Origin of the sequence: Serratia sp. JSRIV006 (assembly GCF_019968685.1) — a bacterium.
GTDB lineage: Bacteria > Pseudomonadota > Gammaproteobacteria > Enterobacterales > Enterobacteriaceae > Chania > Chania fonticola_B.
In genome coordinates this window covers 2,398,861-2,414,491 of record NZ_CP074137.1, presented here as the reverse complement: position 1 = coordinate 2,414,491, position 15,631 = coordinate 2,398,861, and the positions used below count along the sequence as shown (strand labels likewise).

Genomic DNA, 15,631 nt, shown 5'->3' with positions numbered 1-15,631 from the left:
ATAAAAAACACAACCAACAACCAATAACATACTGATTTTATATAAATTAAATTAAATGTAGCTAAATACTCATGATGGGCAACCAGTAATGGCCATCAATAAAGAAATAAAAAATTAATATAAATTTAGGCTGTTTTTTGTTTTTATCTTGACAACATCAGTTAAATTCGCACATCATTCAATTAATCAATTGAATGATTTGTGTAATGCATTAGAATTTCTAATTGATTATCAGAGAAAGCAAACTTAACTAACAGATGACAAGTAGGGTGGTGAAATGAGTAATGATTTTGTGACCGACAAACGCGATTCGGCCCTTCCTGAAGATGTGGCTCCACTATTAGCCGTAGAGGAAAATAACGCTTTAGTGTTTGCTATTCTCGCCACCATTCAGGCAACGTTAATTTTTACAATTGTCATGATTGGAGTCCCATTGCCTGCGATTGGCGCTGAATTCCAGTTGGTTCAAGCAGAACTGGTGCTGGTGAGTGCTGCCTATGGGTTGCCCTTTAGCGGCCTGTTGTTGTTTGGCGGGCGACTAACTGATCGTTACAGTGGAAGAAAAATGTTTACTTTGGGGGTGCTTATCTTCGGCCTTGCATCACTGAGCGGCATGTTCGCCTTCTCCTATTGGATTCTAGTAGCAATTCGCTTTTTGCAAGGGATCGGTGCCGCGCTTACGGCACCAGCCCTGATGGCCTTATTGCGCCAACTCTACCGCGAGGCTGCTCAGTTCAACCATGCAATGGCAACTTGGGGCGGAGTATCGGTTCTGGGAGGAGCCGTTGGTTTTCTTTCATCAGGCATCGTCACCACTTGGCTATCTTGGCGGTGGATGTTTATTGTTCCGGTTGTTGTTAGCTTGTCTGGTCTGCTTTTGGTACGCAGAATGATGAAGCCGCTACCCCTACGTGATAACGACACTCCTGGTCTAGATTTGAGCGGTGCTCTATTGGCGACTAGTGGCATTTCGCTGTTTAGCTTTGGCCTGATCATGAGTGGCGAATATTCTTGGCTGACAGCGCCAGTCTATCTGCCTGTTGCCGCTGGCCTGCTGCTCATTTTCACCTTCTTGCTCGTCGAGCGACATGTTAGCTGTCCTCTGCTACCCCCTGGTTTTATCCTCACCCCAATGCGCACGACTGGCCTGATTGGTATTCTACTGGCCGCTGCGGGTATGGGCTTGATTACCTTTCTACTTTCCCTGTATCTGCAGCAATTTCGCGGTTGGTCATCTTTTGCAACCTCTATGGCGTTTATACCTTATACCGTTGGACTCCTAATTATGAATCGTGCCTCCGGGGCGCTCATTATGCGCTTCGGCGCCTTGCAAATCACAATTGTCGGGCTACTGCTCGGTGCTGCGGGGCTGTTTTTATTGGCTCAGCTCAATGAGCAAACCCACTATGTGCTTGGCCTGCTTCCTGGCTTATTTATCCTCCCCGCCGGAGCTTCTTTGACCTTTTCCGGCAGTGCGGTACTTTCAACGGCAAATGTATCCCTACACGAAGCGGGCCTTGCGGGCGGCGTAATGAACACATCGATGGAGTTAGGTCCAACTATGGGGCTGGCTGCGTTAATGGCGGTAGCAGCAACCCAGGCAAACGCAGTTAATGGCTATGCATGGGCCTTTGGCACTGCAGGAGGCGTCTATTTACTCGCAGCGATAGGCGCACTAATTTTAATGAAAAATATCAATTAGCCGTAATAATCGAAATACCACTGGAACCATAATGTTGAGTATCAGGATCCAGTGGTGTTTCCGTGATAGGTTATACCAGTAAACCGTGAAGACGAGGGCTTACCGGTTAATTTGCACTTCCAGTCCGGCGGCCTTCCACTCCGGAAACCCATCCTCTAGACAACGAGCAAGAAACCCATTTGTTTGCAGGATTTTCATAGCGTTGAGAGAGAGGACGCAGTAAGGCCCGCGGCAATACGCCACCACCTCCTGTCCTTTTAGCAGTTCAGATAGGCGCCCCTCTAGTTCTTCGGCCGGAATATTGACCGCTCCTGGCAGATGGCCAGAGGCAAACTCTTCGGGGGGACGCACATCCAGCAGAGTAATATCCCCCTCATTCAAGCGATGCAGAAGCTCTTCGCGAGAAATCGATTCCAGCCGTTCACGCTGGCTGAAAATATCAGACACGAATGACCTGATCTCGCTATGTCGGTATTCCACATATTGCCGAATCGCCGTCAAGATATTCTGGACTGGACCATTACCCAAACGGTAGTAAACGTTTTTCCCTTCCCGGCGTGATTGCACAAACCCCGCGCGTTTGAGATGTTGAAGATGCTGAGAAGCATTGGCTATCGTAAGACCAGCCAGTTCTGCTAGCCTTTCAACCGATCTTTCTCCCTGTGCGATATGCTCAAGCAGTAGCAGACGATGTGAGCTCCCCAAGGAACGTGTCACCTCTGCAAATTCGTTAAAAACTTGACGTTGACTCTCGCCATTGAGTGTTGACATATTGTTTTTGCTACCTCATCATTCAATATAATAATTGAAAGACAGTATATCAAAGGTTGCAGGAGCCCACCAGTTTACTGCTGCTACCTTTCGATCGAGGTTGTGTTACAGAACATGTTAGGCTTTCCACTCCCGAGGAGTATAAAAAAGGACCATTAAATGGATATATTATTACGTGCAGTACTGATTGGTATCGGGGCAACCTTGGTAATGGACCTCTGGGCATTACTGCAAAGACGCTTTTTTAATATCCCTTCGCTCAACTATCAGTTTGTCGGGCGCTGGTTAGGACACATGCCAAATGGCAAGTTTTTTCACCATACCATCATGCAGACAACACCAGTAAGCGGAGAAAAGGCTCTGGGGTGGACGGCACACTACGCAATTGGCGTCGTCTTTTCCTTGATATTTATTTGTATTATGGGACATGACTGGCTTGAGAACCCCACCTTTTTGACAGCACTCATTATGGGCATTATCAGCGTCATAGCCCCTTTCTTTATTATGCAACCTGGATTTGGTTTTGGCTTGGCAGCATCCAGGACACCGCAACCTAATATAGCGCGCCAGCGTAGTCTGATAGCACACGGTTCGTATGGTATTGGGATATATCTGAGTGCCGTTTTGCTACAGTACTACTGGCCGATAAGCTGAGAAAAGTCACTAACGCGGGTAATGACTCCAATAAGTAGAACATGTACTTTTCGATAAAGGCCCCGATGACCTTTTCATGCAACTCAATCGACCATGAGAAGCAGATTGTTTTATGATCCATGCACTTTATATGGTTTCGCAACGTTAGGTTATTACGTTCAATACGTTTAGTAAATATTCTGCTCGTCAGATACTTATCCTTCAGTACTTTCCGGCTATAACTGCCGCATTCATCACTGACTATCATGCCGACCTTGAACGGGATTAGTAATTGTTGATACCGACTTTGAGCGTTCTGACCGTATCCGGACACCTGCACCGTTGAAGGCTTAATCAACGATTAACGACGGCAGAACGGCTCCCTCTCCCTATAGGTTGAGGGAGCCCCAAAAAAATTGAGACGAGAAACAGGCTGTTTTTTCACCCAAGAACGGGGTAAAAAACAGCCTTATGCAGACGAGAAGAGGTTATTCGTAATTATCTCACTGCTAATTTGCGAAAAAATGGAACAAATTGCTCATAAAACACTCGTTATAATTCTCTACAGCCACTAACAAAAAATTAGTGGGGATTACTCCTCAGCCCTGTGGAGAGGGTTGGGCCGAGGGTAAACTCCGAAGATCAGACCTTGGTCAGCACCAACTGGCCACTTCTATCCAGCGGGATCTGGGTGCCTGGATCGTGATCCATGCGGATTTTGCCCTGCTGGTCGCCAATCTTGTAAGTCACGTCATAGCCCAGCGTTTTCTGCGATTTGTCATACACCGTTTTGCAGCGCTGCTGCGTGCTGGTGGTAGTGTCGTTGTCTTGCAAGGCCCCCTGCACCTGGTGACCGGCATAGCCCCCCCCCAACGCACCTACTACGGTCGCAACATCACGGCCACGACCACCGCCAAACTGGTGACCAATCACCCCCCCAGCAACCGCGCCCAGCACGGAGCCAGCGATGCGGTTTTCATCCTGGACCGGCGCACGATGGGTCACCGTGACGTTCCGGCACTCCTGCCGAGGGGTTTTGATGGTTTCTTTGATCGGTGTTGCGGCGAGAACCTGCGCATATTGTGGGCCGGGAGTGAATACGTCCAGACCAGCTACGGCAGCAATTCCCAGAGCGGCTGCAATACCAATCCCAACACCGGCTAACATTGATTTGTTCACAGGAAATCCTCCTGAATGTGTTACCACGCATTATGCACCGGGCGAGCTCGCAGCGATCACAGGCGATTCCCCCGGTTTACGGCGTGCGTGACGCGCCGTCTGTAAACTCCCTAAAGTCTGCACAAGGAAGTTCCCCCTCGCAATAAGACTCAATGAGCAAAACACCCTGAAAACGGGCCAAAACCAATGAATTGAGAAGAATCCTATCCCTGCCGGTCCCCTCTCTCACGGCAAGAAAAAACCCACGCGGCAAGCCTACGTGGGTTTTCATCAACCGAACTAGTGGGTTAAAACATTAGTGCATCTTCAAGCGCGGACGGATCACGCGGTTGATACCACCCACCAGCATCATCAGGCCGGTTTTGGTATAGCCGTGCAGCGCTACCTGGTGCATACGGTACAGCGAAATATACACCACGCGGGCGATACGTCCTTCGACCATCATCGAACCACGCATCAGGTTGCCCATCAGGCTACCTACGGTGCTGAAGCGGGAAAGCGAGACCAGTGAACCATGATCCTTATAAACGTAAGGCTTCATCGGCTGATCGTGCATCATCGCCAGGATATTGCTATAGCAACGTGATGCCATCTGGTGGGCAGACTGTGCCCGTGGTGGCACAAAACCGCCGCCTTCACGTGGGCAGGACGCGCAGTCACCAATAGCAAAGATGTTGGCATCGCGGGTAGTTTGCAGCGTTGGCTCAACCACCAGTTGATTGATGCGGTTGGTTTCCAGCCCGGCAATCTCTTTCATAAAGTCCGGTGCCTTGATGCCCGCTGCCCACACCATCAGATCGGCATTGATAAATTCGCCGCCTTTGGTGTTCAAGCCATGCTCATCGGCGCTGGTCACCATAGTATTGGTTAATACCCGTACGCCAAGCTTGTTCAGTTCCTGGTGCGCCGCTGCGGAAATACGCGGCGGCAGCGCTGGCAGAATACGCTCACCGGCTTCAACCAGGGTAACCTTCAAGGCGCTGTTATCCAGCCCTTCAAAGCCGTAGCTGTGCAGCTGTTTGACCGCGTTATGCAGTTCTGCCGACAGCTCAACGCCGGTAGCCCCACCGCCCACAATCGCGATATTCACGCTCTCCTTCTCTTCCGGATTGGCAGAGAACTTGAGGAACAGGTTCAACATCTCGTTATGGAAGCGGTGCGCCTGATTCGGGTTATCCAGGAAGATGCAGTTATCTCTTACCCCTGGGGTGCCAAAGTCGTTCGAGGTGCTGCCGAGCGCCATCACCAATATGTCGTAACTCAACTCGCGGGCGGGAACCAGTTGGCAGCCCTGCTCATCGCAGATCTGCGTCAACTGCAACGTTTTCTTTTCACGGTCAATGTTGACCAGTGAACCCAGTTGGAAGTTGAAGAAGTGGTTACGCGCATGCGCCAGGTAGTTCAACGCATCCACACCGTCGTCCAGGGAGCCGGTAGCCACTTCATGCAGCAACGGCTTCCACAGATGGCTGTGGTTGCGATCCACCAGCGTGATCTCCGCTTTATGCTTACGACCCAGTTTATGGCCCAGGCTGGTTGCCAGCTCCAGACCACCGGCACCACCGCCGACAATAACGATTTTCTTCTTTGGCGTTGTCAAAATGACCCCCTGAATGTGAACCAATTGTTGCCTAAGGGTAAATAAATAATATCCTTAGAATACATAGGGTTCGCTTAAGTTAAACCTGCAATCTGGGGCCAGAATAACACGAGAGGTTATTTGGTCATACCAAAATTGATGTACGTCAAAGTTTTTTGGTTAAAGGCTGGACGAAGGGTTTTTTTGAGGATTGTGATTCAAATAGTTAGCGTGAGATCACAGTTTTGCATTTTGCTGCCCACCGACGAAAACGGGCACGATAAAAACAAAAAAGCCGCAATTGCTGCCCTTTAGGAACAACATTCACGGCTTGGTTAAGCGTTATAGGACTGTTACGCCAGCGTCTTGAAAGCCTTGATACGCTGAAGGTGTGGCGAGATGTTTTTAAACTTGTGACTCTGCTGCTCATCCCAGACGATTTCATAATACTTGTGCAGCAACTCGGCACTACGTTGGCTGTCCAACACTTCGTCCTGACGAGAAAGCACCACCAGGCAGCGATCGCGGTTCTTCTCGCGGAAATCTTCCACGCATTTGGTGGCGATATCGCGATACTCTTCCGGCCGGTCGATCTTGCCGTGCATATGTTCTTCCGGGTACAGGTTCGGGTTGAAGATCACCTGACGGATACCGCACAAGAAACCGATACGTTCGGCCCAAAAGCCCCCAAGACCCACGCCGCAGATCAGAGGATGGACATCCCCTTCCTGCTGAACCGCCTTGTCCACCTCTTTCAATAAATGCTGCATATCATGGCGCGGATGCAAAGTGCTGTAGCTGATAAAGCGCACGTCCGGATCGATGAACTGTAACTGCATAATCTTTTCATGATTGCCGGGACTGGTGGAATCGAAGCCATGCAAATAGATAATCATGTGGTTCCTCGCAACAAGCTGGGGGCCGCTGGCAGCCCCCATTATTAACGCCGCCTTCATGCGGCGCCCTGGCCGTTCACCCCGCTGAGCGTTGCTTATGCTCTTCCCAGCGTTCATGCAATTGACTCAGCGCATGATGCGCCTTTTGCCAACGGTCGGAATCGCGCAGTTCCTGACGGGTGAACTGACCGCGATGATATAACCGCTGCAATTTCTCTACTTTGACCGGGGACAGGTTATCTAACACGCTGACCGCCCCTGCCCGATTATTACAAACCAGGATCATATCGCAACCGGCATCCAGCGCCGCCTGGCCACGCTCGGCATAGCTGCCCATGATCGCCGCCCCTTCCATCGACAGATCGTCAGAGAAGATCACGCCCTCAAAGCCTAGCTCCTGACGCAAGATTTGCTGCAGCCAGTAAGGCGAGCCGCTGGCCGGGCGCGGGTCTGCTTCAGTATAGATAACATGGGCTGGCATGATGGCATCCAGCAATCCGCGTTGGATCAGATCGCGGAAAATAGTCATATCATGTTCGCGGATTTGGGCTAATGGCCGCGGATCGCGCGGAGTTTCTTTATGCGAGTCCGCCGTGACTGCGCCATGCCCTGGGAAATGCTTGCCGGTGGTTTTCATCCCGGCGCTGTGCATCCCCTGGATAAAGCGTTCGGCCATCACTAACGCCTGCTGCGGATCGCTATGGAAAGAACGTTCGCCAATTGCCGCACTGGCGTGGCCGATGTCCAATACCGGGGCAAAACTGATATCGATATCCTGGGCAATCATTTCCGAGGCCATCAGCCAGCCAGCTTCCTGAGCCAGACGCCCGCCTTCCTGAGCATCGTTGAGCGCCGCAAAGGACTGCGCCGCCGGTAAGCGGGTAAAACCTTCGCGAAAGCGCTGCACACGCCCGCCTTCCTGATCAACCGCCACCACCAGTCGCGAATGCGAGGCCGCGCGGATCTGGCGAACCAGCTCACGCAACTGCTGCGGATCGGCAAAGTTGCGGGTAAACAGGATCAGGCCCCCTACCAGCGGGTGTTTTAAAATCTCGCGTTCTTCTGCGTCCAGCTCATAGCCGACGACATCTAGCATTACTGGGCCCACGGCCACCTCACATCAGTATTCATGATTAGTTTGACGATGATAAACAAAAACGCCGGTATAACGCTGCGCCCCAACGCAAAAATTCCGCATCCTGACACTGCTGCCAGCGCACTTCACACCACATCAGTATCAGATAATCCACCCACGGCAACCAACGCTGGACCTGTGAGGCCAACTGCGGCAAATCGGCATAGCCGTGGGGTTGATATTGCTCCAAAAAGCGTTGTTGCACAGCCGGGGAAAATTGATTGAAGCGAAACATCGCCGCCAGCTCCAGGGCGATATCGCCATCGGCGGCATACTCCCAGTCGATCAGCCTGAGCTGTCCGGCCTGCCGCAGCAGATTGCCGGCATGAATATCCATGTGCAGCGTTGCCAACTGCAACGGGCGTGGCATGGTGCCATTGATGAAATAGCGCTGCCAACGCAGCCAACCAGGTGTGATCCGCTGGCGATCAATTTGCTGCCAATAGCGGGTAAATTGCTGTTGCAGATCCAGCCGGTAACCACTCAACCCTCGGTTATGCAGCCGAGCGGTCAGCGCTGCCAACTCCCCGTTGGCCAGTATGGAAGCAAACGCCGTTTCGTCAACGCTCTCACCGGCAAGCCATTCGACGATCAACCACTCAGGGCTCTGTAACCAAACCTTTGGACCTATGCCCAATCCAGCACGCTTCAGCACTTGCCCCTCACGCCGACGGTTAACGCCGAGCATGCGTTTTTCCGGCGTCTGCGGACGGGCCAGTAGTTGCACATCGCCACTGTCGATCCGCCAGCTCTCGCCGCTCAACCCTTGCACCAGGCTAAAATGACAACCGGCGGTATTTACCGCCGGCAGCCTGTTACTCAAGAGTCGCCGCAGCTGGGATTCAGTATTTGACGTCGCCATTGCCTGACCAGACGATCTCACCGGTTTGCACCAGCATCAGCTGCATTTCCATCGACGGTGACTTCACATCGCCGCTGACGGCGCTATACAACACGTATTGCGCGTTGACGATACGCGCCAAGCCAATCGCCTTGCTGCGCGACCCGAGGCTATCTTCCGCCGAGAGGCCCAGCGTCTGTTTGGCGCTCGCCAACTGCGCCTCCGGCACGACGGCAAAGGTCTTGTTGGATGCCAAAGCCTGGTGCAGCGCCGAGGTAGCGTTGCCGATGCTCAATGAGCCATTGGTATTGTTTTTCACGCTGTCCAACAGCAATACGCTGCCAGGCGTGACGCCATCGGCCTTCAGCATCTGATTGACCAACGGCTGCACGCTGCCCAGCCAGTCAAGCTGCTGGATCTTCGGCGGCTGTGGCACCGGCTCGGTGGTTGGTGGCAACGGTTCAGGCTGAGGCTCTGGTTGCGGCTGTGGCTCTACCGTCACCGGTGCCGTAGGCTCTGGCGGGCGTGATGGACAACCGGTTAACACCAACGCGGCCAGCGCCACCCATAGGAACTTTTTCATTACCTTCTCCAACGTAACCCAAAACTTATAAGTATAAATACAGACGTACACGCTTGGCATCAAGGTTGCCATTCAACGAATAAATCTCGGCGTCTGAATTGGCAGCGACGGTGACCGTGCGCGGCTGTTCAAAAGGCAGGATGTCCAGCCCCTGTTTGTCATACCAGTAGAAACGATAGTGGAGGGTCACCGGCGTCGTCTGGGTGTTGCTGAGCACCGAACTGGCCCGCAGACGGCCAGACGCGTCGGCAATAGACGGGTTATCCGCCAGAATACCTGCCGTCAGTACCGGTGAATCCATCACCACCGTTTGCCGTTCATTGACCGAGATGCCCTTCGGGCTGCTACAGCCCATCAGTATCGCGGCGGGGAGCACCAGCGCCATCAAATAACGCGTCGTGTGAATATAGCGCATGGTCTTCCTCGGTTAACGTGACAACAACGGGCCCAGAGCGCGCCCACCTACTAAATGCATATGAATATGATAGACCTCCTGCCCGCCGTGACGATTGCAATTGATGAGCAAGCGGTAACCGTCTTCGGCAATCCCTTCCTGCTCGGCAATTTTGGCCGCCACGGTGATCATACGGCCTAATGCGGCCTCGTGTTCCACGGTCACATCGTTCACCGTTGGAATGAGCACGTTCGGCACGATCAGGATATGGGTCGGTGCCTGTGGGGAAATATCACGAAATGCGGTAACCAGTTCGTCCTGGTAGACCACATCGGCAGGGATTTCACGGCGAATAATTTTACTGAAAATCGTTTCTTCGGCCATCTGGAACTCCTTGTTCAGCGAAAATATTGGTTTACGCAGTATCGTGACAAATTCTACTGCTATCAACCCGATTGCGCACTTTCCGTATCGAATGATGGAGAATCACTCAACCTTACGACTTTACCGGCGGTTATTGGCTACCGATCAACTGAGGCGCATGGTCACGCATCCAATCGGCCAACGAGTCTAGCGTGGGGCGCAACGTTTTACCCAGCGGCGTTATCTGGTACTCCACCCGTGGTGGCACCTCTGGAAACACCTGGCGAGTGACAAGACCGCATTGTTCAAACTGGCGGAGCTGACGCGTCAGCTCTTTTTGCGCAATTGGCGCCACCGCGCGCTGTAATTCGCTAAAGCGTATCGGGCCATCGATCACCATCAGGCGATACAGGATTGGGATGGCCCATTTGCCCGAAACCAAATTGACGAAGCTCACCATTGGGCACGGCTCCCCCGCAGGCGGTAACGCATAATTTTTTTCAACCTGCCCTTTCACTGTTGACGCCATTGCATCCCACCTTGTCCTTTAGTATCCAAATGGTACCTACTATGCAAAAGGTACTGACAGACCAATAATGGCGTAACTGACCAACGAGAGAAAGGGTTATGTCACGATTAGCAGGTAAATACGCGTTGATTACCGGGGGAACCAGCGGCATAGGGCTGGAGACGGCCCGGCAGTTTATTGCCGAAGGCGCCACCGTGGCGATCACTGGGCGCAGCGCTGGCGGGTTAACAGCAGCTGGCGAAACGCTAGGGGATGTCGTGCTGTTGCACAATGACGCTGGGGATATCGGCCAACAACCGATTTTGGCTGCACAGTTGGCCAAAAGCTGGCCCCGGTTGGATATCCTGTATATCAACGCCGGTGATGTCACCCACCTGCCGTTGCAGGAATGGGATGAACAGCGCTATGACCAACTGATGAACACCAATCTCAAAGGCCCACTGTTTTTGATCCAGGCTCTGTTGCCATTGTTGGGCAACCCTGCCTCGGTGATCCTGTGTGGTTCCGTCAGCGCGCATATTGGCCTGGCGCAAAGCTGCGTCTATGCCGCCAGTAAAGCCGGGATTTTGTCTTTGGCGCGTTCACTTTCAGCCGAGTTGCATCCGCGCGGAATTCGCGTCAACGGCCTCAGCCCTGGCCCAACGGCAACTCCGGCACTGGGCAAGCTGGGTTTACCGGCACAGGCTGAACAGGCGTTGCGCGAAGAGATCCACGCGCTGGTGCCGATTGGCCGCATGGGGACCACGCTGGAATTGGCCAAAGCCGCCGTATTCCTCGCGTCTGACGAATCCAGCTACATGGTGGGCAGTGAACTGCTGATCGACGGTGGCGTGGGGAAGTTAGCGCGGAGTTGAAAGGCTGTTGTAGGGGCGCTGCATCTGCGCCCAATGAGATCATGCCACTGTTTGTTCCACACGTTTAGCGCTTCAGCAAAACGTCTAACCTGGCTTTCACCCCACACCATTCATCATCGATGATGCTGAACCTGACCGAGTTACGTTTGCGCCCGTCGGGCATGATGCGCTCATGGCGTACAATCCCCTCCTGCTTGGCACCAATGCGCAGAATTGCCGCGCGTGACCTGTCGTTCAGTTCGTCGGTGGTGAACTGCACCCGTACCGCCTGTAAAACCTCAAAGGCATAGTTGAGCAGCAGGTATTTCGCTTCGGTATTCACGCCGGTGCGCTGCACCGATTGGCTCAGCCAGGTGTGGCCGATTTCCATTTTGCGATTACCCCGGTCGATTTTCCAGAAACGGGTGCTGCCGATAATGCGTCCGCTATCCCGCTGAACAATGACAAACGGCAGCATGGAACCGGCATCACGGCCTGCCACGGCGGTGGCGATATAACTGTCGATCGTACTGGCACTCGGCACTGCGGTAACCTTCAGGTTCCACAGTTCGCCATCAGCAGCGGCGCTCAGCATTGCCTCACGGTGCTCTGGCTGCAAGGGTCGTAGTTCGATTTGATTGCCGATCAACGTTGATGGTTTGAGCACGGATGGGTTGGGCATTTTTCCCTCTCTTGCAGCATCGATGGACAGCCATCAGCATCGCAATAAACAGGGAAAAAACCAACAAATTAAGCAGGGTGTACACTGAGCCCGTTCAGCTTACTTGTTCTATGTAACAAAGCGCTGATTTATTACCCGGCGGGATTAGGGGTAAAATTTGCGTGGGTGCTCTGGATCTTTTTGTCCTGAGCATGAGCAAGGGATAGAAAGAGAAAAGCCCCGAATCGATGTAAATCAACCCGAGGCCACTCTTATGCTCCAACAACATAAAGGTAGCCTCTTACCCGCCGAAAGGCAAGGACAAGGAGGCTATCATGCCGCAAAAATTAGTAGTAATGACCCTGGTTATTCTCTGTATCACCGTACTGGTGTTTACCTGGATGACCAGGAAAAGACTCTGTGAGATCCGCATTCGTAGCGGAGAAACGGAGGTTGCGGCCATGATGGCTTACGAATCCGCAAGGTAAGGCAACCCAACGGCGGGGCTTGCCCCGCCTGTTGGTTGTTTGAGCTGAGATCCATGAGCACCCCTCCCTATCTTGTTAAGCCATCCCACACAAAAGAGCCCGCAGCCGCCATAGCATAGGTAAGAAAAACAGGCGCAAAAACCAATGAGTTATATAGAAATTCGTCACCGCAAGAAACGGGTAAAAAAACCAATAAATAACAAGTATGAGCACTGAGCCGGTTCAGCTTACTTGTTCTATGTAACAAAGCGCTGATTTATTACCCGGCGGGATTAGGGGTAAAATTCGCGTGGGTGCTCTGGATCTTTTTGTCCTGAGCATAAGCAAGGGATAGAAAGAGAAAAGCCCCGAATCGATGTAAATCAACCCGAGGCCACTCTTATGCCCAAACACCATAAAGGTAGCCTCATACCCACCGAAAGGCAAGGACAAGGAGGCTATCATGCCGCAAAAATTAGTAGTAATGGCCCTGGTTATTCTCTGTATCACCGTACTGGTGTTTACCTGGATGACCAGGAAAAGACTCTGTGAAATCCGCATTCGTAGCGGAGAAACGGAGGTTGCGGCCATGATGGCTTACGAATCCGCAAGGTAAGGCAACCCAACGGCGGGGCTTGCCCCGCCTGTTGGTTTTTTGAGCTGAGATCCATGAGCGCCCCTCCCTATCTTGTTAAGCAATCCCATACAAAAGAGCCCGCAACCGCCATAGCATATGCAAGAAAAATAGGTGTAAAAAACCAAAGAGTTATATAGAAATTCGTCACCGCAAGAAACGGGCAAAAAACCAATAAATAACAAGGATGAGCACTGAGCCGGTTCAGCTTAATTGTTCTATGTAACAAAGCGCTGATTTATTACCCGGCGGGATTAGGGGTAAAATTCGCGTGGGTGCTCTGGATCTTTTTGTCCTGAGCATTAGCAAGGATAGAAAGAGAAAAGCCCCGAATCGATGTAAATCAACCCGAGGCCACTCTTATGCATGAACACCATAAAGGTAGCCTCTTACCCGCCGAAAGGCAAGGACAAGGAGGCTATCATGCCGCAAAAATTAGTAGTAATGACCCTGGTTATTCTCTGTATCACCGTACTGGTGTTTACCTGGATGACCAGGAAAAGACTCTGTGAGATACGCATTCGTAGCGGAGAAACGGAGGTTGCGGCCATGATGGCTTACGAATCCCTAAGGTAAGGCAACCCAACGGCGGGGCTTGCCCCGCCTGTTGGTTGTTTGAGCTGAGATCCATGAGCGCCCCTCCCCATGTTGTTAATCAACCCATAAAAAAAGGGAGGCCTAAGCCTCCCCATTAACTCCCCTACCTGAATCAGTTGTTACGGATGTATTCATCCATATCGGTTTTCAGGTTGTCGGATTTGGTACCAAAGATCGCCTGAACGCCTGAGCCAGCCACAACTACACCGGCAGCACCCAGTTTCTTCAGACCAGCCTGGTCGACCTTGGATACGTCGGCCACGCTAACGCGCAGACGGGTAATACAGGCATCCAGGTTGGTGATGTTTTCTTTACCGCCGAATGCCTGAACCAGCGCAGCAGACATTTCAGAACCGCCCTGAGCCACCTGCTCGGAAGCATTGTCTTCACGGCCAGGGGTTTTCAGATCCAGTTTGGCAATCAGCACGCGGAAGATGGTGTAGTACACCAGACCGTAGATGACACCAACGATTGGGAACAGCCAGATTTTGCTGCTGTTGCCGCTCAGTACGATGAAGTCAATCAGGCCGTGTGAGAAGCTGGTACCGTCACGCATACCCAACAGAATACAGATTGGGAACGCCAGACCGGCCAGGATCGCATGGATTACGTACAGGATCGGCGCAACGAACATAAAGGAGAACTCGATCGGCTCGGTAATACCGGTCAGGAACGAGGTCAGCGCAGCGGAGATCATGATACCGCCGACTTTGGCACGGTTTTCCGGCTTGGCTGAGTGCCAGATGGCAATCGCAGCAGCAGGCAGACCATACATTTTGAACAGGAAGCCACCAGACAGCATACCCGCAGTTGGGTCACCCGCCATGTAACGTGGAATGTCGCCGTGGAACACTTGACCGGCCGCATTGGTATATTCACCAATCTGCATTTGGAACGGAACGTTCCAGATGTGGTGCAGGCCAAAGGGTACCAGCGCACGCTCAACAAAACCGTAGATACCGAATGCCACCACAGGGTTCTGATAAGCCGCCCATTCGGAGAAGGTCTGAATAGCCGTACCGATTGGTGGCCAGATGAAGGAGAGGATCACACCCAGAATGATAGCGGCCAGACCAGAGATGATCGGCACAAAACGCTTACCGGCAAAGAAGCCCAGGTATTCTGGCAACTGAATGCGGAAGAAGCGGTTAAACATGTAGGCAGCAATGGCACCGGAGATAATCCCCCCGAGCACACCGGTATCCGCCAGGTGTTTGGCCGCAATCTCTTCGGCTGGCAAATGCAGCACCAGCGGCGCAACCACGGCCATGGTTTTCACCATGATGCCGTAAGCCACTACCGCGGCCAATGCAGAAACGCCGTCGTTGTTAGTGAAGCCCAGGGCAACACCGATAGCGAAGATCAACGGCATATTGGCGAATACGGAACCGCCGGCTTCCGCCATCACGTGAGAGACTACCAGCGGTAGCCAGCTAAAGTTGGCGGAACCGACGCCCAGCAGAATACCTGCGATAGGCAATACGGAAACCGGCAGCATCAGCGATTTACCTACTTTTTGCAGGTTGGCAAATGCGTTCTTGAACATAGTTGAGTGTGCTCCTGAGTAATAGTGCTTTGCTACTTCTCGCGAATTTTCGCGTTGCAGAGGGGGGAGAGAAAACCCCTGCATTTTCAGGGTGTCTGAGCACCCCTTTAATTTTTACGCAGAGTAAAATAAATACCCTGAACAATGTTTGATGGCAGTCACGTTTCGATGAATCTGACCGGCCATTTTTCAAAAATCGTCTACTTTTTGTGAAGAAAGATGAAAATTTGCCCGACCGATCCCCTGAAACGGGTGGGAACATTACCCGTTTCGAGGATTAATTACGAG

At 52.2% G+C, this 15,631-nt stretch carries 18 protein-coding genes and 1 pseudogene; 6 read left to right on the top strand and 13 right to left on the bottom strand.

Annotated features, from left to right (window positions below; genetic code table 11):
* Nucleotides 1-277: 277 nt before the first annotated feature.
* Nucleotides 278-1,702 (top strand): MFS transporter, encoded by a 1,425-nt coding sequence (locus KGP16_RS11110; RefSeq protein WP_218519443.1) that lies wholly within the window; start codon nt 278-280, stop codon nt 1,700-1,702.
* Between the two features lie 99 nt (nt 1,703-1,801).
* Here the strand turns inward: KGP16_RS11110 and KGP16_RS11105 are convergent, their stop codons facing one another.
* Complete coding sequence (locus KGP16_RS11105) at nt 1,802-2,473, bottom strand: metalloregulator ArsR/SmtB family transcription factor (RefSeq protein ID WP_223501332.1); 672 nt, start codon at nt 2,471-2,473, stop codon at nt 1,802-1,804.
* Between the two features lie 159 nt (nt 2,474-2,632).
* On the opposite strand from KGP16_RS11105, the gene KGP16_RS11100 reads away from it, so the two are divergent.
* Nucleotides 2,633-3,127 (top strand): DUF2938 domain-containing protein, encoded by a 495-nt coding sequence (locus tag KGP16_RS11100; protein WP_218519444.1) that lies wholly within the window; start codon nt 2,633-2,635, stop codon nt 3,125-3,127.
* 34 nt (nt 3,128-3,161) lie between these two features.
* Here the strand turns inward: KGP16_RS11100 and KGP16_RS11095 are convergent.
* The 10 genes and pseudogenes from KGP16_RS11095 to KGP16_RS11050 all read right to left on the bottom strand — a co-directional run.
* Nucleotides 3,162-3,398: pseudogene (locus KGP16_RS11095) on the bottom strand (IS1 family transposase); the annotation flags it as partial.
* A 350-nt stretch (nt 3,399-3,748) separates the two neighbouring features.
* Nucleotides 3,749-4,285: a glycine zipper 2TM domain-containing protein gene (locus KGP16_RS11090; RefSeq protein WP_166734786.1), complete on the bottom strand. Its 537-nt coding sequence runs from the start codon at nt 4,283-4,285 to the stop codon at nt 3,749-3,751.
* Between the two features lie 295 nt (nt 4,286-4,580).
* Nucleotides 4,581-5,885 carry an NAD(P)/FAD-dependent oxidoreductase gene (locus KGP16_RS11085; RefSeq protein WP_024485958.1) on the bottom strand — a complete coding sequence of 435 codons (1,305 nt, stop codon included), beginning with the start codon at nt 5,883-5,885 and terminating at the stop codon, nt 4,581-4,583.
* A gap of 332 nt (nt 5,886-6,217) precedes the next feature.
* Nucleotides 6,218-6,760: an alpha/beta hydrolase YcfP gene (ycfP, locus tag KGP16_RS11080; protein ID WP_021178290.1), complete on the bottom strand. Its 543-nt coding sequence runs from the start codon at nt 6,758-6,760 to the stop codon at nt 6,218-6,220.
* A gap of 76 nt (nt 6,761-6,836) precedes the next feature.
* Entirely contained in the window at nt 6,837-7,856 is a 1,020-nt protein-coding gene (nagZ, locus tag KGP16_RS11075; protein WP_037374844.1) for a beta-N-acetylhexosaminidase, read from the bottom strand.
* 37 nt (nt 7,857-7,893) lie between these two features.
* Nucleotides 7,894-8,757 carry a phosphotransferase gene (locus KGP16_RS11070; RefSeq protein ID WP_179251430.1) on the bottom strand — a complete coding sequence of 288 codons (864 nt, stop codon included), beginning with the start codon at nt 8,755-8,757 and terminating at the stop codon, nt 7,894-7,896.
* Nucleotides 8,738-9,319, bottom strand: coding sequence for a penicillin-binding protein activator LpoB (gene lpoB / locus KGP16_RS11065; RefSeq protein ID WP_037374848.1), 582 nt, complete (start codon nt 9,317-9,319; stop codon nt 8,738-8,740). The genes KGP16_RS11070 and lpoB overlap by 20 nt, the downstream gene beginning before the upstream one ends.
* Before the next feature lie 25 nt (nt 9,320-9,344).
* Nucleotides 9,345-9,734, bottom strand: a complete 390-nt coding sequence (locus KGP16_RS11060; RefSeq protein ID WP_021178294.1) for a YcfL family protein — start codon at nt 9,732-9,734, stop codon at nt 9,345-9,347.
* A 12-nt stretch (nt 9,735-9,746) separates the two neighbouring features.
* A complete protein-coding gene (gene hinT / locus KGP16_RS11055) occupies nt 9,747-10,097 on the bottom strand; it encodes a purine nucleoside phosphoramidase (RefSeq protein WP_021178295.1) in 351 nt (116 codons plus the stop codon).
* Between the two features lie 130 nt (nt 10,098-10,227).
* On the bottom strand, nt 10,228-10,536 hold the full coding sequence (locus KGP16_RS11050) for a helix-turn-helix domain-containing protein (protein WP_174332915.1): 309 nt from the start codon (nt 10,534-10,536) through the stop codon (nt 10,228-10,230).
* Between the two features lie 167 nt (nt 10,537-10,703).
* Here KGP16_RS11050 and KGP16_RS11045 point away from each other — a divergent pair, with 167 nt between their 5' ends.
* The gene (locus tag KGP16_RS11045; RefSeq protein WP_223501330.1) at nt 10,704-11,459 is read left to right on the top strand and encodes an SDR family oxidoreductase; all 756 of its coding nucleotides are present in this window, start codon (nt 10,704-10,706) and stop codon (nt 11,457-11,459) included.
* A 64-nt stretch (nt 11,460-11,523) separates the two neighbouring features.
* Here the strand turns inward: KGP16_RS11045 and KGP16_RS11040 are convergent, their stop codons facing one another.
* Complete coding sequence (locus tag KGP16_RS11040; protein WP_021804708.1) at nt 11,524-12,120, bottom strand: GNAT family N-acetyltransferase; 597 nt, start codon at nt 12,118-12,120, stop codon at nt 11,524-11,526.
* Nucleotides 12,121-12,434: 314 nt separating this feature from the next.
* Between KGP16_RS11040 and KGP16_RS11035 the strand changes: the two genes are divergently transcribed.
* The 3 genes from KGP16_RS11035 (at nt 12,435) to KGP16_RS11025 (ending at nt 13,776) form a co-directional block, all read left to right on the top strand.
* A complete protein-coding gene (locus tag KGP16_RS11035) occupies nt 12,435-12,587 on the top strand; it encodes a type I toxin-antitoxin system Hok family toxin (RefSeq protein WP_021804709.1) in 153 nt (50 codons plus the stop codon).
* Between the two features lie 442 nt (nt 12,588-13,029).
* A complete protein-coding gene (locus tag KGP16_RS11030) occupies nt 13,030-13,182 on the top strand; it encodes a type I toxin-antitoxin system Hok family toxin (RefSeq protein WP_021178298.1) in 153 nt (50 codons plus the stop codon).
* A 441-nt stretch (nt 13,183-13,623) separates the two neighbouring features.
* Nucleotides 13,624-13,776: a type I toxin-antitoxin system Hok family toxin gene (locus KGP16_RS11025; protein WP_209522161.1), complete on the top strand. Its 153-nt coding sequence runs from the start codon at nt 13,624-13,626 to the stop codon at nt 13,774-13,776.
* A 133-nt stretch (nt 13,777-13,909) separates the two neighbouring features.
* On the opposite strand, the gene ptsG is transcribed toward KGP16_RS11025, so the two are convergent.
* Complete coding sequence (gene ptsG / locus KGP16_RS11020; RefSeq protein ID WP_021804710.1) at nt 13,910-15,343, bottom strand: PTS glucose transporter subunit IIBC; 1,434 nt, start codon at nt 15,341-15,343, stop codon at nt 13,910-13,912.
* Nucleotides 15,344-15,631 lie beyond the last annotated feature (288 nt).

What these genes read in the sequence shown, in the direction of transcription:
- KGP16_RS11110 (WP_218519443.1), top strand. Translation starts at nt 278, where the DNA reads ATGAGTAATGATTTTGTGACCGACAAACGCGATTCGGCCCTTCCTGAA.
- KGP16_RS11105 (WP_223501332.1), bottom strand. Translation starts at nt 2,473, where the DNA reads ATGTCAACACTCAATGGCGAGAGTCAACGTCAAGTTTTTAACGAATTT.
- KGP16_RS11100 (WP_218519444.1), top strand. Translation starts at nt 2,633, where the DNA reads ATGGATATATTATTACGTGCAGTACTGATTGGTATCGGGGCAACCTTG.
- ycfP (WP_021178290.1), bottom strand. Translation starts at nt 6,760, where the DNA reads ATGATTATCTATTTGCATGGCTTCGATTCCACCAGTCCCGGCAATCAT.
- nagZ (WP_037374844.1), bottom strand. Translation starts at nt 7,856, where the DNA reads ATGCTAGATGTCGTCGGCTATGAGCTGGACGCAGAAGAACGCGAGATT.
- KGP16_RS11070 (WP_179251430.1), bottom strand. Translation starts at nt 8,757, where the DNA reads ATGGCGACGTCAAATACTGAATCCCAGCTGCGGCGACTCTTGAGTAAC.
- lpoB (WP_037374848.1), bottom strand. Translation starts at nt 9,319, where the DNA reads ATGAAAAAGTTCCTATGGGTGGCGCTGGCCGCGTTGGTGTTAACCGGT.
- KGP16_RS11060 (WP_021178294.1), bottom strand. Translation starts at nt 9,734, where the DNA reads ATGCGCTATATTCACACGACGCGTTATTTGATGGCGCTGGTGCTCCCC.
- hinT (WP_021178295.1), bottom strand. Translation starts at nt 10,097, where the DNA reads ATGGCCGAAGAAACGATTTTCAGTAAAATTATTCGCCGTGAAATCCCT.
- KGP16_RS11050 (WP_174332915.1), bottom strand. Translation starts at nt 10,536, where the DNA reads ATGGTGAGCTTCGTCAATTTGGTTTCGGGCAAATGGGCCATCCCAATC.
- KGP16_RS11045 (WP_223501330.1), top strand. Translation starts at nt 10,704, where the DNA reads ATGTCACGATTAGCAGGTAAATACGCGTTGATTACCGGGGGAACCAGC.
- KGP16_RS11040 (WP_021804708.1), bottom strand. Translation starts at nt 12,120, where the DNA reads ATGCCCAACCCATCCGTGCTCAAACCATCAACGTTGATCGGCAATCAA.
- KGP16_RS11035 (WP_021804709.1), top strand. Translation starts at nt 12,435, where the DNA reads ATGCCGCAAAAATTAGTAGTAATGACCCTGGTTATTCTCTGTATCACC.
- KGP16_RS11030 (WP_021178298.1), top strand. Translation starts at nt 13,030, where the DNA reads ATGCCGCAAAAATTAGTAGTAATGGCCCTGGTTATTCTCTGTATCACC.
- KGP16_RS11025 (WP_209522161.1), top strand. Translation starts at nt 13,624, where the DNA reads ATGCCGCAAAAATTAGTAGTAATGACCCTGGTTATTCTCTGTATCACC.
- ptsG (WP_021804710.1), bottom strand. Translation starts at nt 15,343, where the DNA reads ATGTTCAAGAACGCATTTGCCAACCTGCAAAAAGTAGGTAAATCGCTG.